Here is a 23,898-nt window from a genome sequence, read left to right as displayed (position 1 = left end):
TAATTACGTCGCGGAAACATCGGTTTGTCCGCGAAGCTCAGAGATTTACCTGAATTACGTTTCCCTGCGGTTGGTTTCACAGCGGCTTGTCATTAAAATTGCGAAAAAGGAATCGGCGGGCTGCCGTTCGGGCAAGCCTTACGGCTGGAAATTTCAAGCGATTTCGGAGCAGAAGATGGCTCGTCACCCAGAGTATCAATATCTCGACCTGATGGCGCACCTGCTCGAGCACGGCGATCGCCGGATCGATCGCACCGGCGTCGGCACCTTGAGCGGCCTCGGCGCGATGATGCGATTCGATCTTTCGAAAGGGCAGATCCCGATCTTCACGACGAAACGCGTCTACTGGAAGCTCGCCGTCAAGGAGATGCTCTGGTTCCTGACCGGCGACACCAATATCCGCAATCTGCTGAAGGAAAATGTGCGGATCTGGACCGACTGGCCGCTCGCCAAATATCGCAAGGCCACGGGCGAAGAGATCGATCAGGTTGCTTTTGAAAAGCGTATCCTTGAGGACGAGGCCTTTGCTCTGCAATGGGGCGATCTCGGCCCGGTCTATGGTAAGCAGTGGCGGCAATGGCGCGATGCCGAAGGCCGGGTGCATGACCAGCTCGCCGCTGTTATCAAGGATCTCAAGACCAATCCCAGCAGCCGCCGCATGATCTTCCACGCCTGGAATGTCGGCGAGCTTGCCGATATGGCGCTGCATCCTTGCCACATGGTCTATCAGTTCCACGTATCAAACATCTCGGCTGAAGGGGGCAAGCGCCCGCGTCTCAGCCTGATGGTCTTCCAGCGTTCGTGCGATTTGTTCCTCGGCAATCCCTTCAACATCTGCCAGCAGGCGGTTTTGCTCGCCATGGTCGCGCAGCAGGTCGATATGGACATGGGCGAGCTGGTCTGGTCAGGTGGCGATGTTCACCTCTATCTCAATCATCTGGATGCCATTCGCGAGCAGCTCAGCCGTGAGCCGAAGCCATTCCCGACCTTGCGCCTGCTGCGCCATCCGGACAGCATCGATGATTATCATATCGAGGATTTCGAGGTTCTCGGATATGAGCCGCACGCGGCGATCGCGGCTGAAGTTGCGGTTTAGGCGTTTCGGCCGGCAACGCCGGCGAGAATGAGTTTTGGCACCGTAATCGGCATTATCCCCATGCCTGCAGGTTATGGTTTGGGATCGGGATCGACGCGTTCGTCCAGCAGCAGCTGCAGGAAGGCGAGATCCAACCACCGCCCGAACTTCGTGCCGACCTGCGGGAGGAGGCCGACCTGCTGGAAGCCGAGTTTTTCGTGCAGCCGAATGGAGGCGACGTTGCCGGCCTCGATGCCTGCGACCATCGCATGTTTGCCGATCGCCCGGGCACGCTCGATCAGCTCCATCATCAGCGCCTTGCCGATGCCGCCGCGATATTGATCGTTGCGCACGTAGACTGAATGCTCGACCGTGTGCCGATAGCCGTCAAAGGCACGCCAGTCGCCGAAGGAGGCATAGCCGACTACTTCCCCATGCTCATCGGTTGCGACCAGCACGGGATAGCCGAGCTTATGCCGGTCCTGCAGCCATTGTCTGCGGTTGGCAATATCGACCTGCGTCTCGTTCCAGATTGCGGCGGTATTGGCGACGGCGTCGTTATAGATCGCGGTTATGCCCGCGAGATCTTCGTCCCCCGCATCGCGAATTTGCATCGGCAGCTCCATAGGGCATCCACTAAATCGGATAGATGTCTTTGTTACTCTATCCTGTCATACATCGATTTCCATATCTGTCTATTATATTATTACAAATATCAGGCGGATAAAAAGCGCCGGGCCGGCTCGCGATGAATGCCGGAATTCTCAAGGTTACACGGCTTTGAGGAATGTTCGACTGTTCTTCCGTGCTATGAAGGCTCGTATGAGGTCAGGTTTCGGATGTGCAGGGCGCTAATTGTCAGCTCTGTGGAAGTCCACTATATTAAAACGCATGCCTCACCTTGATGATATCGACAGGCGCATAGGCGCACGCATTCGCATCGAACGGGAAAGCCGCGGCTGGTCGCTGACGGAGCTGGCGGACCGCTCTACCGTATCCCGTGCCATGATCCATAAGATAGAGCGCGGCGAAAGCAGCCCGACGGCGACGTTGCTCGGCAAGCTTTCCGGTGCCTTCAGCCTGAGCATGTCGACCCTGATGGCGCGTGCGGAGATGCAGCAGGGCCGGTTTCTCCGGAAGGAAGAGCAGCCCGTCTGGATTGATCCGCAGACGGGTTATGAGCGCAGGCACGTTTCCCCGAAGTCGGACCTGCCGCTCGATCTCGTCCGCATCGAATTGCCTGCGGGCGCGGTGGTTCCAATGCCCGCGTCGGCTTATGCCTTCATGCGGCAGCTTATCTGGGTGCTGGCGGGACGGCTAACGTTTCTCGAGGGAGATACGAAGCACTCGATGTCGGCGGGCGATTGCCTCGAACTCGGTCCGCCGACGGATTGCGTCTTCAAGAATGAGAGCTGCGAGCCCTGTATTTATGCCGTCCTCGTGCTTCGTAACGCCTGAGGGGCAGCGCTAAACTTAGCGTTACCACAAGGCATTATGCTCGTCCGGCCGGACGATAGGCGATATGCTGCCGTCTTCCTCGATCGGAGAAGGAGTTGGCCGTGGAGATCGCAGTCATCGGAGCTGGCGCAATGGGAAGTGCCATTGGCCGGCGTTTGGTCGAAAACGGGGCGAGGGTGCTCACCTATCTCGAAGGACGTTCGGCTTCGACTGTCGAGCGGGCGAAAGCAGCCGGCATGCAACCGGTCGATCTGGCCGATGTTGCCGCATCGCGTCTCATTCTTTCTATCGTTCCGCCTGCTGAAGCAGTGGCCGTCGCCAGGCACATTGCCGGCGAGCTTCGGCGGAGCGGAAGCAAGACCACATTCATGGATTGCAACGCGATCTCGCCGAAGACGATGGCGGAGGTTGCGGCGATCTTCGGCGGCGATTGTGGCGTAGTTCTCGACGGCTCCATCATCGGCGGTCCGCCGAAACCGGGCCAGAAGGGACCGAAACTCTATGTAAGCGGCGATACAGCGAACGACAGCAGCGTGCTTGCGGATCATGGGCTTCAGGTCCGCCGCATCGATGGGGCAATCGGCGCGGCCTCGGCATTGAAGATGTGCTACGCCGGCATCAACAAGGGTGTGACGGGCCTTGGCACGGCCATGCTGCTTGCGGCGATCCGTTCGGGTGCCGATGCCGCCCTGAAACGCGAACTTCAGGAAAGCTTGCCGGATCTCGATGCGAAATTCGTCCAGGGAATTCCGGATATGTATCCGAAAGCCTATCGCTGGGTCGCGGAGATGGAGGAGATTTCCGAATTCCTCGGCGAGGACGATCCAGCTGCCTTGATATTCAAAGGTATGGCCGGGCTCTATCGGAGGATGGCCAATGATCGAGAAGGCGGGGCCGTTTTGGCCGACCAACTCGATAAATTGAATAGTGGCGCCTGATACCGGGCCGTGGCAGGTGCGTTCCATCTGCCGTTGCGGCCATGATGATATAAAGTCGTCGGACCGACTCGCATTGGCGTCGGTGAGGCAGACTGAGGGAGACGCATGACCCAGCCGATCAAAACCATCGTCGTTGCCGTATCGCGCAACGGCATCATCGGGCGCGAAGGCGATATGCCCTGGCGGCTGTCATCCGATCTCAAGCGCTTCAAGGCGATGACGCTCGGCAAACCCGTAATCATGGGTCGCAAGACGTTCCAGTCGATCGGCAAGCCGCTGCCGGGCCGGCCGAATGTCGTTATTACTCGGGATACCGATTTTGTGGCCGAGGGAATAATGGTGGCGCACTCGCTCGATGAAGCGATCTCGGTTGCGTCGCATCTGGCGAATGAGAGCAATGTCGACGAAATCTGTATCCTCGGCGGTGGCGAAATCTATCGGCAGGCGATCGGTCTGGCAGACCGGCTGCTGATCACCCATGTCGAGGCGGACGTAGAGGGCGATACGTCCTTTCCAAAGATCGATCCCGGCATCTGGCAGGCGGACAGCGAGCTTGCCGTTCCGGCTGGAGAAAAGGACACTTATCCGACGCGTTTCGTTCGCTATTTCAGACGAAAAGCATAAGAGCTGCCCCCAAAAAGCAAATATTTTCCAATGAATCCGACGAACTTCCTGAAGTCGCGTTGAAAGCAGGTGCTTCGATACCTATAACGGGAAACAATCGCTGCCACCCGCGAATTTCGTGGGCGTGGCGCGATATCGGGAGTCAACAAACAAAGAGGTTTTGATGCCTTGGAGCAATCAGAATGGCGGCGGCGGTGGCCCATGGGGCGGCGGTGGCGGCGGAAATAATCAGGGACCCTGGGGGCAGGGACCGAACCGGCCGCGAGGCAGCGGCGGGCCACCCGACCTTGAGGATATTATTCGCCGCGGTCAGGACCGATTGAAAGGTTTCGTACCTGGTGGCTTCAATGCGGGCGTTGTACTCATCATCATCGCAGTGATTGCCGTTTTCTGGCTGATCCAGTGCATCTATACCGTGCAGCCGGACGAACGTGGCGTTGAGCTGCGCTTCGGCAAGCCGCGCGAGGAAGTCTCCATGCCCGGCCTGCATTTCCATTTCTGGCCGATGGACCGCATCGAATTCGTGAAGGTCACCGAACAGCAGCGCAATATCGGCGGCCGCTCCTCGGCCGGTTCGAATGCTGGTCTGATGCTGACGGGCGATCAGAACATCGTCAACGTGCAGTTCTCGATCCTCTATACTGTGACCAACCCGCAATCCTACCTGTTCAATCTCGAGACCCCCGACGAGACTTTGCAGCAGGTTGCGGAGAGCGCTATGCGTGAGGTCGTTGGCCGCCGTCCGGCTCAGGACATCTATCGCGACAAGCGTCAGGAAATCGCGACCGAGGTCAGAAGCATCATCCAGGATACAATGGATCGCTACGGCTCCGGTATCTCCATCAACGCTGTTCCGATCGAGGATGTCTCGCCGCCGCGCGAAGTAGCTGATGCATTCGAAGAAGTGCAGCGTGCGGAGCAGAACGAAGACCAGCAGGTGGAAGAGGCCAATCAATACGCCAACCAGAAGCTCGGTCAGGCCCGCGGTCGCGCGGCTCAGATCCGCGAAGAAGCGGCTGCCTACAAGGACCGTATCGTGAAGGAAGCGCAGGGCGAGGCGCAGCGCTTCATCTCAATCTACGACGAATACGTCAAGGCGCCCGAAGTCACGCGCAAGCGTCTGTTCCTGGAAACCTTGGAGTCCGTCATCGGCAATTCCAACAGCATCATCATCGACGACAAGCAGGGCGTCGTGCCTTACCTGCCGCTGAACGAAGTCGGCAAACAGTCCACGATGCCGGCGGGCAAGCCCGCTGCTGCAACTCAGCCGGAGGCCAAATAATGACATCCAGCCGTTTGCCAGCCATTCTTATCGCGCTCGCGGTAGTGCTGCTGCTTATTTATTCGTCGGTGTTCGTGGTCAACGCGCGTGAACAGGCGATCGTCCTGCGCTTCGGCCAGATTCGTGACGTGAAGACGGAGCCCGGCATCTACTTCAAGCTGCCTTTCGCCTTCATGGATGCCGATCGCGTCCAGTATGTGCAACTACAGGAACTCCGCTTCGATCTGGACAACATCCGTGTCCAGGTCTCCGGCGGCAAGTTCTACGAAGTCGATGCCTTCGTGGTCTACAAGATCATGGATGCGCGCAAGTTCCGCGAGACCGTCTCGGGTGATCGCGATGCGGCTGAATCGCGTCTCAGGACCCGCCTCGACGCTGCTCTGCGTCGCGTCTATGGTCTGCGTGGTTTCGAAGCGGCGCTTTCCAACGAACGTGCTGCGATGATGACGGAAGTACGCAACGATCTGCATCGCGATGCGGAATCACTCGGCCTTAACATTGAGGACGTCCGGATACGCCGCACGGACCTGTCTCAGGAAGTGTCGCAGAACACTTACGACCGTATGAAGGCCGAGCGTCTGGCGGAAGCCGAGCTGATCCGCGCGCGCGGTAACGAAGAGGGCCAGCGCCGCCGGGCAGTTGCTGACCGTCAGGTCGTCGAGATCGTTGCCGATGCGCAGAAGGATTCGGAAGTGCTGCGTGGTGAAGGCGAAGCTGAGCGCAACGCCATCTTCGCGGATGCCTCGAAGCGCGATCCGAACTTCTACGAGTTCTATCGCTCGATGGCGGCTTACAATAAGGCGCTCGCCTCGGGTGGCAAGACGCTTGTCCTGCCGCCGAACCAGTCTGACTTCTTCAAATATTTTGACAGTCCTGCCGGTTCCGCACCCAATTCCGGGGCGCCGGCACTCGCCAATCCGACGCCGCCTGCGAACTGAGGCGTCATACATTGAAACGAAAGGGCTGCCTCAGGGCGGCCCTTTCTTTATGACGGATTGTATCACCTTTCGCCTGCAAGCATCGGCAGCGAGGAGCTTCGGGGATTTCTCAAAAAGGTGATTTCACGCTTCATCATTCCGCCTTATGTTGATGCTTATACGAGTTTTCCCCTATCGTGATGAGGATGCCTGATGGCTTCGACCAATCGCCTGCCTTTCAGCCGTTCGTTTGCCTTGCTTGCAAGCATCGCATTGATTGCCGGCCCCGTTGCGGGCGTCACCGAACAGGCTTATGCGCAGACGCAGAACAGCGGTGCAGCCGCAGGTGCCCAGCCGCCGACCGCGACCAACAATCAGACGCCGCCGGCAGCATCTCCAACGGTCACGACGAACCCGGCCATGAATGCCGGCCCGGCATCGGTTGCCGATCTCGCTTCCGGATTGCTCGATGCGGTCGTCAATATTTCCACGTCGCAGAAGGTCAAGGATGAGGGGAATGGGCCGGCGACGCCGAAGGTGCCGGACAATTCGCCCTGGCAGGATGAGTTCAACGATTTCTTCAATAACAAGAAAGACGACGACAGCAATCGCAAGGTGAGCTCACTCGGCTCCGGCTTCGTCATCGATCCCTCAGGCTATATTGTCACCAACAATCACGTCATTGAAGGGGCCGACGATATCGAGGCAATCTTCCCGAACGGCACGAAGCTGAAGGCCAAGCTGATCGGAACGGATACGAAGACCGACCTTTCAGTTCTCAAGGTAGAACCCAAGCATCCGCTGACGTCCGTCAAGTTCGGCGATTCCTCGAAGATGCGGATCGGCGACTGGGTGATGGCAATCGGCAATCCCTTCGGCCTCGGCGGCTCGGTGACCGTCGGCATCGTCTCGGCGCGTGGCCGCAACATCAACGCCGGCCCCTACGACAATTTCATTCAGACGGATGCGGCGATCAACAAAGGCAATTCCGGCGGTCCGCTCTTCAACATGAAGGGCGAGGTGATCGGCATCAACACCGCTATCATCTCCCCGAGCGGCGGCTCGATCGGTATCGGCTTTGCCGTCCCGTCCGAACTGGCTGAGGGCGTCGTCAATCAGCTCCGTGACTTCGGCGAGACGCGCCGCGGCTGGCTCGGCGTGCGCATCCAACCGGTCACGGACGATGTCGCCAATAGTCTCGGTCTTTCAGAAGCCAAGGGAGCCCTTGTGGCTGGTGTCATCAAGGGCGGCCCTGTCGATAACGGCTCGATCAAGGCGGGCGATGTCATCCTGAAGTTCGACGGCAAGGATGTGGACGAGATGCGCGATTTGCCGCGTGTTGTCGCGGAAAGCCCCGTCGGTAAGGAAGTCGATGTCGTCGTCTATCGCGATGGCAAGCAGCAAACCATCAAGGTGACGCTCGGTCGGCTGGAGGACAGTGATCAAGCGGCAGCGGCAAGCGCCGACAAGAACAAGAAGCCGCAGCTTGCGCCTGACGATAAGGGCAACAGTGACGGCGTCATCAATCCCGACCAGGGAGACGATGGTGACGACGACGGTATGGATGGACAGGATCAGGGCGGCGACCCGCAGCAATCGCCGCAGGCTCAGCCGCCGGTTCAGGCGACCTCGAATATTCTCGGAATGAAGCTCTCGACGCTGACTGCCGAAAACCGCAAGAGCTTCGGCATCGCCGACAGTGTCGATGGCGTCGTCATCACCGAAGTGGCGCCAGGTTCGGCAGCCGCGGAGAAGGGGCTGAAGCCCGGCGATGTCGTCGTCGAGGTCGCGCAGGAATTCGTCCAGACTCCGAGTGCCGCCTCGGAGAAAGTGGCCTCACTGAAGCGGGAAGGCCGCCGCAATGCGCAGATGATGATTGCGTCTCCGAACGGTGACTTGCGCTTTATCGCCGTCGCGCTGGAGTAGAATTCAGCTCCCGGTCTGCATCGCCTGCTGCGCCCGCCACTTTGCGGCGCTCAGGCGGTAGACAGCATGACGCTTCAGGTGCGGATGCGTCTCCGGAATTTGCGGATGGTCGAAATCGAAGGCCGGATCTGGATGCATGCCGATCTTGCGCATTACCGCGAGGACGCGGCTGTTGTCATGGACGGCAACCGACAGGATCTCGCGGAGATTCAGGACGGTGAAAGCATGACGCACAAGAGCTATACCGGCCTCGGTTGCGTAGCCCTTTCCCCAATGGCACGCTGATATCCGCCAGCCGATTTCCACGGCATCCCTCGGTAAATGCGGTTCAAGCTGCACTCTCGACAGGCTGCAGAAACCGACTGCCGTGCCATCACCCTTCAAGACAGTGGTGAGAAGCTCGAAGCCGGGTTCCGGCGTTACGTTCCGGATCATGGAAAAGATGGTGTCGGCATCTTCGCGGCTGCGGGCAAAGGGGAAGAATTCGAGGACGGCTGGGTCCGAGCTGAGTTCATAAAACAACCCACGATCCTCTTCCGCGCAGGGGCGCAGGATCAGTCGAGCCGTTTCGATCGGGGTCATTGCCGGGAGCGCCACTGAGCTGCCGTCAGTCGGTAGAGGACGTGGCGCTGCAGATGTGGATGGGTATCGGGCACATTGGGGTGGTTGAAATCGCCGCCCTCGACGCGATGCATGCCGATCCGCTCCATGACAGCGGTCGACCTGACATTGTTATGCACGGCGAAGGAAACGATCTCGTCGAGGCCGCGCGTTTCGAAGCCGTGGGCAAGAAGCGCCCGCGCCGCCTCGCTGACCAATCCCTTGCCCCAGTGCCGCGCCACCAGCCGCCAGCCGATCTCGACGGTTCCGATCGCGACGAACGGTTCCAGATGATCGGTGCGCACCAGTCCGCAATAACCGATTGCCTCGCCGCTGGCTTTGAGCTCCAGCACATAGAGACCGAGCCCGGTTTCCGCGATCATCGACTGGACGCGATCGAAGAAGGCGTCCGCTTCCGCGCGATTGCGGCGAAACGGGAAGAATTCCATGACCGCCTCGTCGGAATTGATCTCCAAGGCCAGGTCGCGATCCCCTTCGCGCCAATTGCGAATGATGAGGCGTTCGGTTTCGGTAATGATCATCTGCGGTCCTCGAGCTCGGCGATTTGCGCTGCTCTATGGTTTGACGAAGTCCGTCTTGCGGTAGCCCTGGATATAGAGCAGGGCAGTCAGGTCACCGTGGTCGATGCGCATCCTGGCCTGCGCCGAAACAGTTGGCTTGGCATGGAGCGCGACGCCGGAACCGGCAAGCTGCAGCATACCGAGGTCATTGGCGCCGTCGCCGACGGCCATGGCGTCATCGGTGGATATACCGAGCTTTTCGGCGATATCGTTCAGCGCGTCCACCTTGGCCTGCTTACCGAGGATGGGCTCTTCGACGAGGCCGGTCAGGATACCCTTTTCTTCCAGCAGGACATTTGCCCGATTCTCGTCGAAGCCGAGGGTGGCGCCGATCCTGCTGGTGAAGACGGTGAAGCCGCCGGAAACAAGGGCGGCGTAATAACCCTTCGCCTTCATGGTGGCGATGAGTTCGGGGCCGCCTGGCGTCAGAGTGATGCGCTTGGCGATGACATCGTCGACAACGGAGAGCGGCAGTCCCTTCAAGAGAGCGACGCGCTCGCGTAGCGCCGGCTCGAAGGCGATTTCCCCATTCATGGCGCGGGCGGTGATATCAGCTACTTTATCCTTGAGGCCGACTTCGGCGGCGAGTTCGTCGATGCATTCCTGGCCGATCATCGTGGAATCCATGTCGGCGATCAGCAATTTCTTGCGGCGGGTCTCGGCTTGCTGGATGACGAGATCGATAGGTTCGCTGCCGATCACCGCCAGTATATTGGCCTCTGCTGCCTCGATATCGGTGTCGTCGCGAAGCGCGATATCGCAGGCAATGCCGTCGGCAAGCCAATAGAGCCCGGACGCTTTGACAGCATCAGCCGCCTGTTCGGCGATAGCCGGAACGAGAACGGGGTTTGACGGATTGGCAATAAGCGTGGCAACGAAGGCCATGAGCAGAAACCCTATAAGCAATATCGACGCGATCCTGATAACCGGGCCAACCGCCAGCGGCAAGTCCGCACTGGCGGTAGAATTGGCCCGTTCGCATGATGGTGTCGTCATCAATGCCGACAGCATGCAGGTCTATGATACCCTGCGCGTGCTGACCGCACGGCCCTCCGAGGCCGATATGGAGGGCATTCCACACCATCTTTACGGCCACGTCCCGGCGGGACAGGCGTATTCGACTGGCGTCTGGCTGCGCGAGGCAGACGCTTTGGTCGAGCGCCTGCGCGTCGAGGGCAGAATGCCTGTCTTCGTCGGCGGTACGGGTCTTTATTTCAAGGCGCTGACGGGCGGACTGTCCGACATGCCGGAAATTCCGCCTGGTATCCGCAATCGTCTCCGCAGCCGGCTGGTGGCGGAAGGGGCGGAAGCGCTGCATCGTGAGCTTGCGGAGCGCGACGCCGCCGTCGCGGAAACGCTGAACTCGCAGGACGGGCAGCGTATCGTTCGCGCCCTGGAGGTGATCGAAGCAACGGGCCGGTCCATCGCCGCTTTTCAGGGGAAGAACGGGCCAATGGTCATCGATCCCGATCGTGCACGAAAGATCGTGGTTCTGCCTGAGCGCGCTATTCTGCACGAACGCATCAACAGCCGTTTCGAGAAAATGCTGGCGATGGGAGCGGAAGAGGAGGTGAAGGCTCTGTTGGCATTGGATCTTCCACCGGAAATGCCCGTCATGAAGGCGATCGGGGTCGCGCAGATTGCCGGGATGCTGAAGGGGGAGATGACACGTGCCGAGGTCATCGAAACCGGATCTGCGGCGACGCGGCAATATGCCAAGCGGCAGATGACCTGGTTCCGCAATCAGATGGACGAGAGTTGGGAGCGTTTGAGCCCGTAGTTCGGGAGTCAGTCCTTGTCGTAAAGGCTGCTGAGTGGCTTTTTCAGAATGCTGTCCCGCAAGGACAAGCCGGATTCTCGCCGCAGAGATGGCGCGGCCTCTCTTGGCACCGAGCGCGTGCCTCCTTCATCGCTCCGGAATTCGCGGCGCAGTTCCGCAAGCTTGCTGTCGATCGATGTTTGCGAGGCGGCCGCAGGTTGCGGTGCGGCGGTGCGCGGCAGCATGTCCGGACGATAAGGTTCGATCGGCGGTGGGTTCGGTTCCGCCTGATGAGGAATTGTTTGCGGGACTGGCACGTCGTCGAAATCATCTCTGATATCGGTCATCGGCACAGCATTGTAGCTCTGCTGCAGAGGACTGATATCGGGACCTGTAATCGAGCGCATGCGGCCGATGATCGTGCGCAAATCGACCGTATCCGGCGAATCCTCACTGGTTTTCGCGACGCTGCCGCTGGCTTTTGGCAGCAAATGCCGTTCGACCTGGGAAAAGCGCATCCGCATCGGTACTGCGATGGCCTCGCCGAAGGCGATGGCTTCGCCATTGCCAATCGACGACAGGAAGCTTGTCGTCGAGATCGAGGAGTTCGGGATGGCCGAACGGATGATTTCCTGGTCGCGATCATTGGCAAGGCGCATGGCAAAGAGCGTCGAGCACTGCGACAGGATCGTCTGATCCAGTTCGCCCGGCCGCTGCGTGATGATGCCAAGCGATACGCCGTATTTGCGTCCTTCCTTGGCGATGCGGGCGATCGCCTGGCGCGTGGGGAAGAAGCCGAGCGTCGGGTCGGCGGGAATATAGCGGTGGGCTTCCTCGCAGACGACGAGCATGTGGATTGCGCCGTCGCTCCAGAGCGCCAGTTCGAAGGCCATGCGGCAAAGCACTGAAGCGACAGAATTGATGACTTCCGAAGGGATGCCGGCGAGCTGGAAGGTGCAGATCGGCTTGCCGTCACCGGGAATGCGGAAGATCTTGGCGATGGTCTCCATGATCGTATCGGTGATCGTGTTGTTGGAGAACATGAAGTGATAACGGGGATCGTTGATCGCCGAGATGATGCGCATCTTTAGGGAGCGCAGATGGGGCTTTTCCTGACGGCCTTCGAGGCGGCCAATGCGCTCGTCTATTAATGCTAGCAGATCGGCCATGCGGTAGGGAACCGGCGTGTCCGCTGTCACCGAAGCCTTTTCCGTCTGGCGACGCATCAGGGCGGAATCGCTGCCGCGGAAGGCGCGTCTCGCTTCGGGGATAAGGTCACGCAGCGCATCGAGCTCTTCCGGCACTGCAGGACGGCCGCGGAAAACGACTTCGCTGAACTCCTCCAGCCGCATCAGCCAGAAGGGCAGGTCTAGGGTATCGGTGTCGATGACGACGGCGTGCCTCGGGAAGGCGGCGGCGAATTCATTGTGCGGATCGAGGATCAGCACGCGCAATTTTGGATCGGCTGCGATCGCTTTGTGCAGCAGCAGCGAGACCGCAGTGGATTTGCCGACGCCTGTGGAGCCGACGACAGCGAAGTGTTTCGAGAGCATTGAGGGAATATGGATGGCAGCATCGATGCTTTCGTCCTGTGTCAGTTTGCCGATGACGCAGCTGCTGCCCTTGCCGGCATCGAAAATGCGCATCAGATCGGCCGCACGGATGCGGTGCGCGATCGCTCCGAGATAGGGATAGGCCGATATGCCGCTGGAAAACTCCTCGCGGCCATCCGGTCCGACGCGGACTTCGCCGAGCAGTTCCACCTCGATGCGGAAGAGATTGTCCTGCCCTTCGCCCCAGCCGACGCTTTGCGTATTCATGGAATAGACGAGGGCTGCGACGCGGTTCTTCCCGACGCTGATGGAAATCAGTCGGCCGACCGACCAGAGTTCGGTCAGGTCCGTGCCGCCGGCCTCGGCCACGGCGGCGATCGTCGCTCTGGAACCGTTGCACGCGACAACGCGGCCAAGGAAGCGATTTCCCGGCTTCAGCTTGTCGCGGCGATCAAAATCTCCAGCGTTGCCTGATGTCTGCAGGTCTTTATTCAGCAAACAGTTACCCCAACTAATAGATGCCGGAGCATAGAGACGTGGGCTTAACAAAACCCTGTCTGTTACCCATGCTTTTTATAGGGTTATGATGCGGTCGCGATTTTTTATTGCTTCACGCGTTGACGCTTCGAAATTTTCTGTCTATCACTTCGGCCCATGAAAAACTCGATCGTTCTTATCGTGGTGGGAAGGCGCATGGGCAGGATGGTGTAACCATCCGGCGACAGCCACCCATGCGCTAGATGACAGGCTCCCGAAGGGGCCTTTTTTTATGCCCGAAATCGAGATTTCATCTTTCCAAACCTCCAGCAGACAGCGGAACAAACGTATGACCGGCACAGATAATCAGGCGAGCGGCAATCGAATGACAGGCGCGGAGATCGTGTTGCGGGCGCTCAAGGACAACGGCGTCGAGCACATCTTCGGTTATCCGGGCGGCGCTGTGCTTCCGATCTATGACGAAATCTTCCAGCAGGACGACATCAAGCACATTCTCGTCCGCCACGAACAGGGCGCCGGTCATGCGGCCGAAGGCTATGCCCGCTCCACCGGTAAGGTCGGCGTCATGCTGGTTACCTCGGGTCCTGGTGCTACCAATGCGGTTACGCCGCTGCAGGATGCCTTGATGGATTCCATACCGCTCGTTTGTCTCAGCGGTCAGGTCCCGACCACGCTGATCGGCTCTGACGCCTTCCAGGAATGCGATACGGTCGGAATCACGCGGCCCTGCACCAAGCACAACTGGCTGGTCAAGGACGTCAATGAGCTGGCAGCGGTCATTCATGAAGCCTTCCGCATCGCCCAGTCGGGTCGTCCAGGTCCCGTCGTCGTCGACATTCCGAAGGACATCCAATTCGCAACCGGCACCTACACGCCGCCGGAAGCGCATCACGTCCAGAAGAGCTATCAGCCGAAGATGCAGGGCGATCTCAACAAGATCACGCAGGCGATCGAGCTGATGAAAAATGCTCGTCGTCCGGTCATCTATTCCGGTGGCGGCGTCGTCAATTCCGGTCCGGAAGCCTGCAAACTGCTGCGCGAGCTGGTCGAGCTGACCGATTTCCCGATCACTTCGACGCTGATGGGCCTCGGCGCTTATCCGGCTTCCGGCAAGAACTGGCTCGGCATGCTCGGCATGCATGGTTCCTACGAGGCCAACATGGCGATGCATGATTGCGACGTCATGGTCTGCATCGGTGCACGCTTCGACGACCGCATTACCGGCCGCCTGAATGCTTTTTCGCCGAATTCGAAGAAGATCCATATCGATATCGATCCGTCCTCGATCAACAAGAATGTCCGCGTCGATGTCGGCATTCTCGGCGATGTCGGCAATGTTCTGGAAGATATGGTTCGCCTGTGGCGTGCACTGCCGCAGAAGCCTGCCGCAGAGCGTTTGGGCGATTGGTGGGCTGATGTTGCCCGCTGGCGCGCGCGCAACTCGTTCGCCTACAAGCCGAGCGACGATGTCATCATGCCGCAATATGCGATCCAGCGTCTCTATGAGCTGACGAAGCATCGCGATACCTACATCACCACAGAAGTCGGTCAGCATCAGATGTGGGCGGCGCAGTTCTACGGCTTCGAACAGCCGAACCGCTGGATGACTTCGGGCGGCCTCGGCACCATGGGCTATGGTTTGCCGGCAGCGCTCGGCGTTCAGATCGCCCATCCCGAGAGCCTGGTCATCGATATTGCCGGCGATGCCTCGATCCAGATGTGCATTCAGGAAATGTCGGCTGCGATCCAGCACAATGCGCCGATCAAGATCTTCATCCTGAACAACCAGTACATGGGCATGGTTCGCCAGTGGCAGCAGCTGCTGCACGGCAATCGTCTCTCCAATTCCTACACGGAAGCGATGCCCGATTTCGTCAAGCTTGCGGAAGCCTATGGCGCTGTCGGCCTGCGTTGCGAAAAGCCGGGTGATCTCGATGCCGCCATTCAGGAGATGATCGACGTCAAGAAGCCGGTCATCTTCGATTGCCGCGTCGCCAATCTCGCCAACTGCTTCCCGATGATCCCCTCGGGCAAGGCGCATAATGAAATGCTGCTGCCTGATGAGGCGACCGACGAGGCCGTCGCCAACGCCATCGACGCCAAGGGTCGCCAGCTGGTTTGATCGATAGCTTGGGTGCAGCAGGAGCCGCGCCCCAACGGATCTCGCTGGCATACCGAATAAGAACCGAGGAAACGGAACAAGGATCATGAACGCACACCTTCAACCCACGGGCTCCGCCTATTTCATTTCGCCGGAAACCGCGGCGGCCGAGAGCCATACGCTTTCGGTGCTCGTCGATAACGAGCCAGGCGTTCTCGCCCGCGTCATCGGCCTCTTTTCCGGCCGAGGCTACAACATCGAGAGCCTCACGGTTTCCGAGACGGAACATCAGGCGCATCTGTCGCGTATCACCATCGTGACGCGCGGCACGCCGCAGGTGCTGGAGCAGATCAAGGCGCAGCTTGAGCGCATCGTTCCCGTTCACCGCGTCGTCGACCTGACGGTGCGCGCCCGCGAACTCGGCCAGGAGCGGCCGATCGAGCGCGAAGTGGCGCTGCTGAAGGTGACCGGAAGCGGCGAGACTCGTGCCGAGACGCTGCGGCTGGCCGACGCCTTCCACGCCAAGGTCGTGGATGCGACCGTCGAGCACTTCATTTTCGAGATCACCGGCAAGTCCTCGAAAATCGATCAGTTCATCGCCATCGTCAAGCCGCTCGGCCTTATCGAAGTCTGCCGCACCGGCATCGCTGCGATGAACCGCGGCTCGCAGGGAATGTAAGGGCCTGCAGTGTTGAGGGGGTACTCGCATATGAGGCAAATCGGCGCTGCAAATTCCTTCTCCCTTCGGGGAGAAGGTGGCCCGAAGGGTCGGATGAGGGGGGCTTTCCGATTTGAATTCGCGGGTTTTCGCACTCCTGGCAGGCACCCCCTCATCCGCCTGACGGCACCTTCTCCCCGAGGGGAGAAGAGGAAACGCGGCAACAATGGCTGAGATCGGCGACAAGCCGTGGCATCCGCCAGCCGGCATGCGTCTCGGCGCGGCGCCCTTCGTGCGCGGTGACTTTCCTTGGCTTGGGCATTATTTCGGCTCGCAGAAACTGGCATCGATCCTTTCTCCCGGAATCGGCGGCATTGTTTCCTGGGGCGGCCGTGCGCCGGCCAAGGTGGCGGACGGGATTGCGCGGTTTCGCGGATTGCGCCACTGGCACCTCGAGGACGGCTTCTTGCGGTCGATGGGGCTTGGCAAGTCCGGCGCCATTCCGCTGTCCATCGTTATCGACGATCTCGGTCTGCCCGTCGATGTAAGCAGGTCCTCGCGGCTTGAGCGGCTAATTGAGGGAGCGGAAGAGGCTGAAGAGCTTGGCCGCACCATCCGCGAGCAGATCGTTCTGAACAAGCTCTCGAAGTATAATCATCTCCCTCATCGATCGCCCAGCGTTGAGCGGACGATCAAGCGGCGCATTCTGCTGGTCGATCAGGTCGTTGGCGACGTTTCCGTCGGTCGGGCGCTCGGCTCAAAAGTCTCCTTCGAGAAGATGCTTGCCGATGCGCTGGCAACCGATGCACAATGCCTCATTCGTACTCATCCGGATGTCATGGCCGGTCTTCGTAAGGGGTATCTTACCGGATCGACTTCCAAGGGTGATGTGGTCATGATTGGCGATGCCGTGTCGGTGGCCTCCATCCTCGAAGTCATGGACGAAGTCTGGACTGTTTCCAGCCAGTTTGGCTTTGATGCGCTTCTGCGCGGCATTCCGGTTCGCTGCTATGCCGCACCCTTTTATGCGGGCTGGGGAGTGACCGAGGATCATTTTGGCGTTTACACCAAGGCCGCGCTTGCCGGGCGTCGAACGAAGCGGAGGACGGTCGATCAGATCGCCGCCGCCGCATTTTCACTTTATCCGACCTACCGCGATCCGGCCGACTGGCGAGAGATCGATGTCTTTCGGGCGATCGAGCTGATCGTCGCGCAGCAGAAGGCGGCTGCCTGAACCTACAGCATGTCCAATGACTTCTTTCGCGACGGCGGCGGGAAGGCGGCGTCGAGCACGGCCCAATCCTCGTCGGTGATATCAATATCGACAGAATCACGGTTTTCCTCGATGCGCTGAGGGTTCGAGGACTTCGGGATTGCTATCACGCCGTCGCGTTCCAGCAGAAAGGCAAGCGCGACCTGCGCCGGTGTCGCCTGATAGGTCTTGGCGACGCGGATCAACTCGGGATGGTGGAGCAGGCGGCCTTGCTCGATCGGAGAATAGGCCATGATCGGAATGCTGCGCTCCTGGCACCAGGGCAAGAGGTCGTATTCGATGCCGCGTCGGGAGAGATTGTAGAGTACCTGGTTGGCGGCGACATTGCCGCCGTTCGGCACGGAAAGCAGCTCGTCCATATCCGCGACATCGAAGTTCGACACGCCCCAAGCCTCGATCTTGCCCGCCGCCTTGAGGCCTTCGAAGGCTTCCACTGTTTCTTCCAGCGGATAGTTACCGCGCCAATGCAGCAGATAGAGATCGATGCGATCGGTATTCAGGCGCTTCAGGCTGCGTTCGCAGGCCGCAACCGCGCCCTTGCGGCTCGCATTGGCGGGATAGACCTTGCTGACGAGGAAAACCTCGTCGCGGCGGCCTTCGATCGCCTTGCCAACGATCTCCTCCGAGCCGCCATCGGCATACATCTCAGCCGTATCGATCAGCGTCATGCCCAGATCGAGACCGGTTTTCAAGCTGGCGATCTCATCCCTGGCGGTTGCTGCATTCTCGCCCATATTCCAGGTGCCCTGGCCAAGCGCCGGAACCTGGATGCCGGAGGGAAGGGCGACAGTTGGAATGGGCTCGCGCATGGTTTTTCCTCGCTACAGAAAACCGAAGGATAGGGGCATTCGACCGGATTTCAATCGGCATCCGTCCTGTCACGGTGACAATCATCCTATGGCTTTCGTATGGCCGGCGAACTAATGTCGCATCGTCATGCGCCGTCGCATTTTTTGCGCGCGCGAAGAATTTTGGATGCCGCCTTGTCACGATACGGTGTCCTGGGAGGCATCATGGCGCTGGATACATTTCTGGCTCTTCTACTTTTTGCATTCACGACCTCGATCACGCCCGGACCGAACAACATGATGTTGTTTACCTCCGGTGTGAACTTCGGTTTCCGGCGCACCATTCCACACATGCTCGGCATCGGTGTCGGCTTTTTTGTGCTGCTGATTGCTGTGGGATTGGGACTGGGTGCACTTCTGCACACGGTGCCCGTGCTTTACACCACGCTGAAATTTGCCGGCGGGGCCTATCTCCTCTGGATTGCCTGGAAGATCGGCACCTCGCGTAGCCTGAGCGAGGCGGAAAGCGATGCAAAGCCGATGAGTTTCATCAGCGCTGCTGCGTTCCAATGGGTCAATCCCAAGGCGTGGGTGATGGCTGTCACCGCTATGGCCACTTACACCAACGAACAACTCTATCTCTTCACGGTCCTTGTCGTCGGATTGGCATTTGCCGCTGTGAACGTCCCGAGCGTATCGACCTGGGCCGGCTTCGGCTCCGTCCTGCGCGATTGGCTCTCCGATCCCATCAGGCTGAAATGGTTCAATATAACCATGGCCATTCTGCTGGTGCTCAGTCTCTGGCCGATGCTAAAGTAGGTGCAAAGAGACAGGAGACGGCCATGTCCCACGGGCACTCGCATGATGATGACGATCATCATCACCATCACCACGACAACCACTATTCGGATATGCAGGCGCGCGTGAAGGCGCTGGAGACGCTGCTGACCGAAAAGGGGCTGATCGACCCGGCGGCGATCGACCGCATCGTCGAGACCTACGAGACGAAGGTCGGGCCGCGCAATGGGGCGCAGGTGGTGGCGAAAGCCTGGAGCGATCCCGACTTCGCCGATTGGCTGCGGCGTGACGCGACGGCGGCGATTGCAAGCCTCGGTTTTACAGGCCGCCAAGGCGAGCATATGCGTGCGGTGTTCAATACGCCGGAAACGCATAACCTGATCGTCTGCACGCTTTGCTCCTGCTATCCGTGGGCCGTACTCGGGCTGCCGCCGGTCTGGTATAAGGCTCCGGCCTATCGCTCCCGCGCGGTGATCGATCCGCGTGGCGTGCTCGCCGAATTCGGCCTGACATTGCCGCAGGAGACGAAGATCCGCGTCTGGGATTCGACGGCCGAACTTCGCTACCTGGTAATCCCCGAGCGGCCGGCCGGTTCCGAAGGCATGGACGAGGCGGCGCTTGCGGATCTCGTCAGCCGCGACGCCATGATCGGAACCGCGCTCGCAAAGGCGCCGGAGGCAACGCTATGAATGGTCCACACGATCTCGGCGGTCAGATGGGGTTCGGCCCGGTCGCCCCGGAGCCGAATGAGCCCTATTTCCATGCCGAATGGGAAAAGCGGGCGCTCGGTATCACGCTTTCCTGCGGCGCCTTCGGTGCCTGGACGATCGATGAAAGCCGGCATGCGCGCGAAAACATTCCGCCGGCGAGCTATCTCGGCGCCAGCTATTATGAGATCTGGACTCGTGCCGTCGATATGCTCCTGGAGCGGCATGGTTTTGCGACGGCCGAGGAGTTGCGCAGCGGTCACTCGCTCGAACAGGGCAGGGTGCCGAAGCGGGTTCTGACGGCTGACATGGTCGACGGTGTGCTGGCCAAGGGCGGCCCTTGCGATCGACCGGTCGATACTGCACCGCTCTTTGCCGTCGGCGATCATGTCCGCACCAAGAACTTCAACCCGACCGGCCACACAAGGTTACCGCGCTATGCCCGCGCAAAGACGGGTGTCATCGAAGCGGTGCAGGGCTCCTTCGTCTTCCCTGACGACAATGCCCATGGCCGCGGCGAAAATCCGCAATGGGTTTATACGGTCGTCTTCGACGGTGCCGAGATCTGGGGCGAGGGCGCCGATCCCTCGTTGACCGTCTCGATCGACGCTTGGGAGAGCTATCTTGAGCGCGTGTGAGGTGACGTCGCCTCTGGCACAATCCCCCGGATTGCCGAAGTCTGTCGATGGAGAGCCGATCTTTCCGGAACCTTGGGCGGCAGAGGCTTTCGCCATGACAGTTCATTTGCATGAGCAGGGCCTGTTTGACTGGAGCGAATGGGCGGAACGGCTGTCCGGCGAGTTGCACAAGCCCGGCCGCGCGATTGACGGCAGCGACTATTTCGATTGCTGGGTGGCGGCTCTGTCCGGCTTGCTGGTGTCAAAGGGTATCGCGGATGCCAACGCGATCTTGGCCCTGCAACAAAGCTGGCAGCGTGCGGCGGAGGCCACGCCGCATGGTAAGCCGATTGTGCTTGAAAACGATCCTCAATACACGACATAAGCGCGTGGTGGCGGCGACGGCTTTTTACCGCTTGCTTCCATCAACCGAATCCTGCCAAGTCGAACCATGCAATTCGCGCCGCAACAAGATGAAGCGCTCAAGGCCGTCGCAAACTGGCTGAAAGAGGGGCGCTCGCCGTTGTTCCGTCTGTTCGGCTATGCCGGCACGGGCAAGACGACGCTTGCGCGGCATTTCGCCGAGCATGTGGATGGCGAAGTGCTGTTCGCTGCCTTTACCGGCAAGGCGGCGCAGGTGCTGCGCTCACGCGGCGCCTCGAATGCCAAGACCATCCATTCGCTGATCTACCGGCCGCGCGGCGAGGAAGCTGTTGAGGACGAAGAGACAGGCAAGACATCGATTGCCCCGATGTTCACGATCAACCGTCAGAGCCCGGTTGCCAAGGCCGCGCTGATCATCGTCGATGAGTGCTCGATGGTGGACGAGGCGCTTGGCAAGGATCTGATGAGTTTTGGTACGCCCATTCTCGTGCTCGGCGATCCCGGCCAGCTCCCGCCCGTTTCCGGCGGTGGTTTCTTCACGAATGAAGAACCGGATTATCTTCTGACGGACATTCACCGCCAGGCACGCGACAATCCGATCATCCAGCTCGCCATGCAGGTGCGTGAGGGCAAGGAAATCATGCATGGGGACTATGGCACCGCACAGGTGATCTCGAAGAACGAGGTCACGCAGCCGCTGGTGCTGGAGGCCGATCAGGTGCTCGTCGGTACCAACAGGACGCGCCGGCGCTACAATCAGCGTCTGCGTGAGCTCAAGGGTTTTACAGCCGATTATCCGCAATCCGGCGATAAGCTGGTCTGCCTGCGCAACGACCCCGCCAAGGGGCTGCTCAACGGCTCCCTCTGGCAGGTGATGACCTCTTCCAGGGAAACGACGAAGCCGGGCATCAATCTGCTGGTGCGTCCGGAAGATGACGACATGGATCGCGGGGCAGCGAAGATCAAGCTCTTGAAGCAGGCCTTCGAGGATGTCGAGGGCGAGGTCCCGTGGTCGACGCGCAAGCGCTACGACGAATTCGATTACGGCTATGCGCTGACCGTACATAAGGCTCAGGGTTCGCAGTGGAACAATGTCGTGCTGTTCGATGAGAGCTGGGCATTTCGCGATACGCGGGAGCGTTGGCTCTACACGGCGATCACCCGTGCCGCTGAGACGCTGACGATTGTCCGTTAACAGGACATCCTGAGTCTTGGCTCAGTGATGTCGCGCCCCGGTGACTTGGTTCGATCTTCTCCATCAAAGTTTTGCATGGATTGATGTCGGAATCTCGTTGGTTTTGCTGCGCATAATGGCATAAAACGACACTGCCATCCGCTTTGAAAATCAGGGATTTCGATCATGCCCGCCAAGCTTTCCGTGAACCTCAACGCTATCGCGATGCTGCGCAACCGGCGTGATCTTCCCTGGCCGAGCGTCACAGGTTTGGGCCGTATCGCGCTTGCCGCCGGCGCCAGCGGTCTGACCGTTCATCCGCGTCCCGATCAGCGGCATGTCCGCTTTTCCGACCTGCCCGATATCCGCGCGCTGATCGATGACGAGTTTCCGGAAGCGGAATTCAATATCGAGGGCTATCCGAGCGACGAATTCTTCGATCTCTGTGCTTCGGCGGAGCCCGAACAGGTGACGCTCGTGCCCGACGACCCCGCGCAGGCGACGTCGGATCACGGCTGGGATTTTCGCAAGAACCGCGACTTGCTGGTCGAAGTCGTCGCCAAGTACAAGACGATCGGCTGCCGCGTGTCCCTCTTTGCCGACGGCGACGGCGATGCCGAGGCGGTGAAGATCGCCAGGGAAGTGGGCGCCGACCGCATCGAACTTTATACCGGCCCTTACGGTGGCTGCTACGACGATCCGCAGAAGGCTGCCGTCATTCTCGAAGCGCTGGGGAAGACCGCCGATGCAGCCTTCGCCAATGGCCTTGACGTCAATGCCGGTCACGACCTGACAGTCGCCAACCTGCCGGCGCTGTTGAAGCGCATTCCGAAACTTGCGGAGACTTCGATTGGTCATGGGCTGACTGCCGACGCGCTGGAATATGGCATGGCCGAAACGGTGCGGCGCTTCCGCCGGGCTTGCGGGCAGGTGGTTTGATCGGCGGGATCTGCCGTTGGTGAGATAGCGGCGTGCACGCGTGATAAGCGGATGCGCTGTCACTATCGGGCTGATTTTGTCTGCCGCTGACCTAACAGCCAGCCGTAGAGTGCACCCCATGCCGCGCCAGGAATCAGGCTTAAAGTACCGAGAACGGCAATGTTTTGGCCATTCGTGATATCGGACCCATTGAACGCCATCATAGCGCCGAAAAACTGCGCGGCGCTTACGCATCCGCCAATGATGACAAGAAGGGGTAAAAGCCGTCCTAGTGTCAGTTGGCGCAGAACCGCCACATGGAGAAGGAAAGTGATCGGTACTGATAGTGCCATGGTAATTGGCATCCCTGCCAACGGCACCAACCACCAACGCACATTATAGAAAAATACAGACGGCTCACCGTAGTACCAAAGCGACTGAGTAATCCTTGGAACAGCATAAACCAGCCAGAGAAGGCCCCAAGCCATCAGAAAAGCGAGGAGAGCCTTGCCAATGCTGGGCGAAGTATCGCTTCGTTCCATTTCTTTAATTGCCGCTCCTCCTGCTCCATCTTTGTGCATTTTAGCACGGTTCATTATAACGAACGTATCACTTCCGTTGTGCTTGTTATCAGATGATCTACGTTAAGATGCCTTTCGGCTGCACTACGGAGCCGACCGTCAAGTCATTATCGTATCTTCCTCGTAATCCGATAGGATCATGAAAGATGGAGTTCCATGACTGAAATTCCCGAAAGCATGAAATTGGAACTGGGCCAATGGAATAATGGTCGTGGTATCGATATTGAAAGCTGGACGGGATGCGTCGGCAACTTTTCACTTGCCGTCGGATACTCTTCTATATTCTGGCCGAGCTTTGTTGCGCATCGGCAATATATCTTGGTGCAGGGTTTCTCCGAAGAAGTGCTGCGATCCTTCGAAAATGACCCAACCTCGACGCGGCAGTCTGTTGAACGGGTCATGAACCATCTCCACGTCGCGGATATCCAGCATTCGGGATGTACAGATATATCCAGAGATAAGCTCATCTTTCTCGGCGAGCGACTAGCTGAAATTTTCACGGCAAAGCTCCAGTGGCAATTTCCGGATCGGGAATTTGTCGTGGAATTCGCTAGGCCCGATTGGAGTGCTCCCCGTTTCACCGGACATGTCGGCTAGTTTGATTTAGCCCTGATGAACTGCCGTGGGGAAGCCATCTTGAGCGCGGAATGGGGATGGATTTCGTTGTAGTCCTCGATCCATCCGTCAA

At 59.3% G+C, this 23,898-nt stretch carries 26 protein-coding genes; 18 read left to right on the top strand and 8 right to left on the bottom strand.

Going from position 1 to position 23,898, the window contains the following annotated elements; all coding sequences use genetic code 11:
- Nucleotides 1-175: 175 nt before the first annotated feature.
- Complete coding sequence (locus JJQ51_RS15080; RefSeq protein WP_145632648.1) at nucleotides 176-1,096, top strand: thymidylate synthase; 921 nt, start codon at nucleotides 176-178, stop codon at nucleotides 1,094-1,096.
- A gap of 71 nt (nucleotides 1,097-1,167) precedes the next feature.
- Here the strand turns inward: JJQ51_RS15080 and JJQ51_RS15075 are convergent, their stop codons facing one another.
- Nucleotides 1,168-1,689, bottom strand: coding sequence for a GNAT family N-acetyltransferase (locus tag JJQ51_RS15075; protein WP_113352058.1), 522 nt, complete (start codon nucleotides 1,687-1,689; stop codon nucleotides 1,168-1,170).
- 277 nt (nucleotides 1,690-1,966) lie between these two features.
- Here JJQ51_RS15075 and JJQ51_RS15070 point away from each other — a divergent pair, with 277 nt between their 5' ends.
- The 6 genes from JJQ51_RS15070 (at nucleotide 1,967) to JJQ51_RS15045 (ending at nucleotide 8,220) form a co-directional block, all read left to right on the top strand.
- Nucleotides 1,967-2,533 (top strand): helix-turn-helix domain-containing protein, encoded by a 567-nt coding sequence (locus JJQ51_RS15070; protein WP_113352001.1) that lies wholly within the window; start codon nucleotides 1,967-1,969, stop codon nucleotides 2,531-2,533.
- 101 nt (nucleotides 2,534-2,634) lie between these two features.
- Nucleotides 2,635-3,471 (top strand): NAD(P)-dependent oxidoreductase, encoded by an 837-nt coding sequence (locus JJQ51_RS15065; protein ID WP_113352059.1) that lies wholly within the window; start codon nucleotides 2,635-2,637, stop codon nucleotides 3,469-3,471.
- A 105-nt stretch (nucleotides 3,472-3,576) separates the two neighbouring features.
- The gene (locus tag JJQ51_RS15060) at nucleotides 3,577-4,095 is read left to right on the top strand and encodes a dihydrofolate reductase (RefSeq protein WP_113352002.1); all 519 of its coding nucleotides are present in this window, start codon (nucleotides 3,577-3,579) and stop codon (nucleotides 4,093-4,095) included.
- Between the two features lie 163 nt (nucleotides 4,096-4,258).
- A complete protein-coding gene (gene hflK / locus JJQ51_RS15055) occupies nucleotides 4,259-5,377 on the top strand; it encodes an FtsH protease activity modulator HflK (protein WP_269244852.1) in 1,119 nt (372 codons plus the stop codon).
- On the top strand, nucleotides 5,377-6,315 hold the full coding sequence (gene hflC / locus JJQ51_RS15050) for a protease modulator HflC (protein WP_069612488.1): 939 nt from the start codon (nucleotides 5,377-5,379) through the stop codon (nucleotides 6,313-6,315). The genes hflK and hflC overlap by 1 nt, the downstream gene beginning before the upstream one ends.
- Nucleotides 6,316-6,507: 192 nt before the next feature.
- Entirely contained in the window at nucleotides 6,508-8,220 is a 1,713-nt protein-coding gene (locus tag JJQ51_RS15045; protein WP_113352004.1) for a DegQ family serine endoprotease, read from the top strand.
- A 3-nt stretch (nucleotides 8,221-8,223) separates the two neighbouring features.
- Here JJQ51_RS15045 and JJQ51_RS15040 read toward each other — a convergent pair whose 3' ends face one another.
- Genes JJQ51_RS15040 through serB form a run of 3 tightly spaced genes read right to left on the bottom strand, consistent with a single transcriptional unit; the run spans nucleotide 8,224 to nucleotide 10,286 of the window.
- A complete protein-coding gene (locus JJQ51_RS15040) occupies nucleotides 8,224-8,802 on the bottom strand; it encodes a GNAT family N-acetyltransferase (protein WP_113352005.1) in 579 nt (192 codons plus the stop codon).
- Nucleotides 8,799-9,362 carry a GNAT family N-acetyltransferase gene (locus JJQ51_RS15035; RefSeq protein ID WP_113352006.1) on the bottom strand — a complete coding sequence of 188 codons (564 nt, stop codon included), beginning with the start codon at nucleotides 9,360-9,362 and terminating at the stop codon, nucleotides 8,799-8,801. The genes JJQ51_RS15040 and JJQ51_RS15035 overlap by 4 nt, the downstream gene beginning before the upstream one ends.
- Before the next feature lie 33 nt (nucleotides 9,363-9,395).
- On the bottom strand, nucleotides 9,396-10,286 hold the full coding sequence (serB, locus tag JJQ51_RS15030; RefSeq protein ID WP_113352007.1) for a phosphoserine phosphatase SerB: 891 nt from the start codon (nucleotides 10,284-10,286) through the stop codon (nucleotides 9,396-9,398).
- On the opposite strand from serB, the gene miaA reads away from it, so the two are divergent.
- Nucleotides 10,285-11,181: a tRNA (adenosine(37)-N6)-dimethylallyltransferase MiaA gene (miaA, locus tag JJQ51_RS15025; RefSeq protein ID WP_113352008.1), complete on the top strand. Its 897-nt coding sequence runs from the start codon at nucleotides 10,285-10,287 to the stop codon at nucleotides 11,179-11,181. The two genes, serB and miaA, sit on opposite strands and share 2 nt — an antisense overlap.
- A gap of 8 nt (nucleotides 11,182-11,189) precedes the next feature.
- On the opposite strand, the gene JJQ51_RS15020 is transcribed toward miaA, so the two are convergent.
- Entirely contained in the window at nucleotides 11,190-13,211 is a 2,022-nt protein-coding gene (locus JJQ51_RS15020; RefSeq protein ID WP_113352009.1) for an ATP-binding protein, read from the bottom strand.
- A 328-nt stretch (nucleotides 13,212-13,539) separates the two neighbouring features.
- On the opposite strand from JJQ51_RS15020, the gene JJQ51_RS15015 reads away from it, so the two are divergent.
- The 3 genes from JJQ51_RS15015 to JJQ51_RS15005 all read left to right on the top strand — a co-directional run bounded on the left by JJQ51_RS15015 (nucleotide 13,540) and on the right by JJQ51_RS15005 (nucleotide 17,204).
- The gene (locus JJQ51_RS15015; RefSeq protein WP_113352010.1) at nucleotides 13,540-15,333 is read left to right on the top strand and encodes an acetolactate synthase 3 large subunit; all 1,794 of its coding nucleotides are present in this window, start codon (nucleotides 13,540-13,542) and stop codon (nucleotides 15,331-15,333) included.
- Between the two features lie 85 nt (nucleotides 15,334-15,418).
- A complete protein-coding gene (gene ilvN, locus JJQ51_RS15010) occupies nucleotides 15,419-15,991 on the top strand; it encodes an acetolactate synthase small subunit (RefSeq protein ID WP_113332962.1) in 573 nt (190 codons plus the stop codon).
- Between the two features lie 205 nt (nucleotides 15,992-16,196).
- On the top strand, nucleotides 16,197-17,204 hold the full coding sequence (locus tag JJQ51_RS15005) for a capsular polysaccharide export protein, LipB/KpsS family (RefSeq protein WP_233788702.1): 1,008 nt from the start codon (nucleotides 16,197-16,199) through the stop codon (nucleotides 17,202-17,204).
- 2 nt (nucleotides 17,205-17,206) lie between these two features.
- On the opposite strand, the gene JJQ51_RS15000 is transcribed toward JJQ51_RS15005, so the two are convergent.
- Nucleotides 17,207-18,052 (bottom strand): aldo/keto reductase, encoded by an 846-nt coding sequence (locus tag JJQ51_RS15000; RefSeq protein ID WP_145316816.1) that lies wholly within the window; start codon nucleotides 18,050-18,052, stop codon nucleotides 17,207-17,209.
- Nucleotides 18,053-18,256: 204 nt separating this feature from the next.
- On the opposite strand from JJQ51_RS15000, the gene JJQ51_RS14995 reads away from it, so the two are divergent.
- The 6 genes from JJQ51_RS14995 to JJQ51_RS14970 all read left to right on the top strand — a co-directional run bounded on the left by JJQ51_RS14995 (nucleotide 18,257) and on the right by JJQ51_RS14970 (nucleotide 22,650).
- Nucleotides 18,257-18,850 (top strand): LysE family translocator, encoded by a 594-nt coding sequence (locus tag JJQ51_RS14995; protein WP_113352061.1) that lies wholly within the window; start codon nucleotides 18,257-18,259, stop codon nucleotides 18,848-18,850.
- Between the two features lie 23 nt (nucleotides 18,851-18,873).
- On the top strand, nucleotides 18,874-19,518 hold the full coding sequence (nthA, locus tag JJQ51_RS14990; protein WP_269244851.1) for a nitrile hydratase subunit alpha: 645 nt from the start codon (nucleotides 18,874-18,876) through the stop codon (nucleotides 19,516-19,518).
- Entirely contained in the window at nucleotides 19,515-20,174 is a 660-nt protein-coding gene (gene nthB / locus JJQ51_RS14985) for a nitrile hydratase subunit beta (protein WP_152092680.1), read from the top strand. The genes nthA and nthB overlap by 4 nt, the downstream gene beginning before the upstream one ends.
- The gene (locus JJQ51_RS14980; protein WP_152092681.1) at nucleotides 20,161-20,538 is read left to right on the top strand and encodes a nitrile hydratase accessory protein; all 378 of its coding nucleotides are present in this window, start codon (nucleotides 20,161-20,163) and stop codon (nucleotides 20,536-20,538) included. The genes nthB and JJQ51_RS14980 overlap by 14 nt, the downstream gene beginning before the upstream one ends.
- A 66-nt stretch (nucleotides 20,539-20,604) precedes the next feature.
- Nucleotides 20,605-21,732 carry an ATP-dependent DNA helicase gene (locus tag JJQ51_RS14975; RefSeq protein WP_269244850.1) on the top strand — a complete coding sequence of 376 codons (1,128 nt, stop codon included), beginning with the start codon at nucleotides 20,605-20,607 and terminating at the stop codon, nucleotides 21,730-21,732.
- Nucleotides 21,733-21,897: 165 nt separating this feature from the next.
- Nucleotides 21,898-22,650 (top strand): pyridoxine 5'-phosphate synthase, encoded by a 753-nt coding sequence (locus JJQ51_RS14970; RefSeq protein WP_113332969.1) that lies wholly within the window; start codon nucleotides 21,898-21,900, stop codon nucleotides 22,648-22,650.
- A gap of 62 nt (nucleotides 22,651-22,712) precedes the next feature.
- Here JJQ51_RS14970 and JJQ51_RS14965 read toward each other — a convergent pair whose 3' ends face one another.
- Nucleotides 22,713-23,225 carry a hypothetical protein gene (locus JJQ51_RS14965; RefSeq protein WP_269244849.1) on the bottom strand — a complete coding sequence of 171 codons (513 nt, stop codon included), beginning with the start codon at nucleotides 23,223-23,225 and terminating at the stop codon, nucleotides 22,713-22,715.
- 141 nt (nucleotides 23,226-23,366) lie between these two features.
- Here JJQ51_RS14965 and JJQ51_RS14960 point away from each other — a divergent pair, with 141 nt between their 5' ends.
- Nucleotides 23,367-23,807, top strand: coding sequence for a hypothetical protein (locus JJQ51_RS14960; protein WP_269244848.1), 441 nt, complete (start codon nucleotides 23,367-23,369; stop codon nucleotides 23,805-23,807).
- Here the strand turns inward: JJQ51_RS14960 and JJQ51_RS14955 are convergent.
- On the bottom strand, nucleotides 23,804-23,898 hold a 95-nt coding region (locus tag JJQ51_RS14955; protein WP_143556301.1), incomplete at its 5' end, for an integrase core domain-containing protein. The genes JJQ51_RS14960 and JJQ51_RS14955 overlap by 4 nt on opposite strands.

It is taken from the genome of Rhizobium sp. AG207R (assembly GCF_027109195.1).
GTDB classification, from domain to species: domain Bacteria; phylum Pseudomonadota; class Alphaproteobacteria; order Rhizobiales; family Rhizobiaceae; genus Rhizobium; species Rhizobium dioscoreae.
Note: the sequence above shows the minus strand (reverse complement) of the source record. Positions and strands in the feature narration are given on the sequence as shown.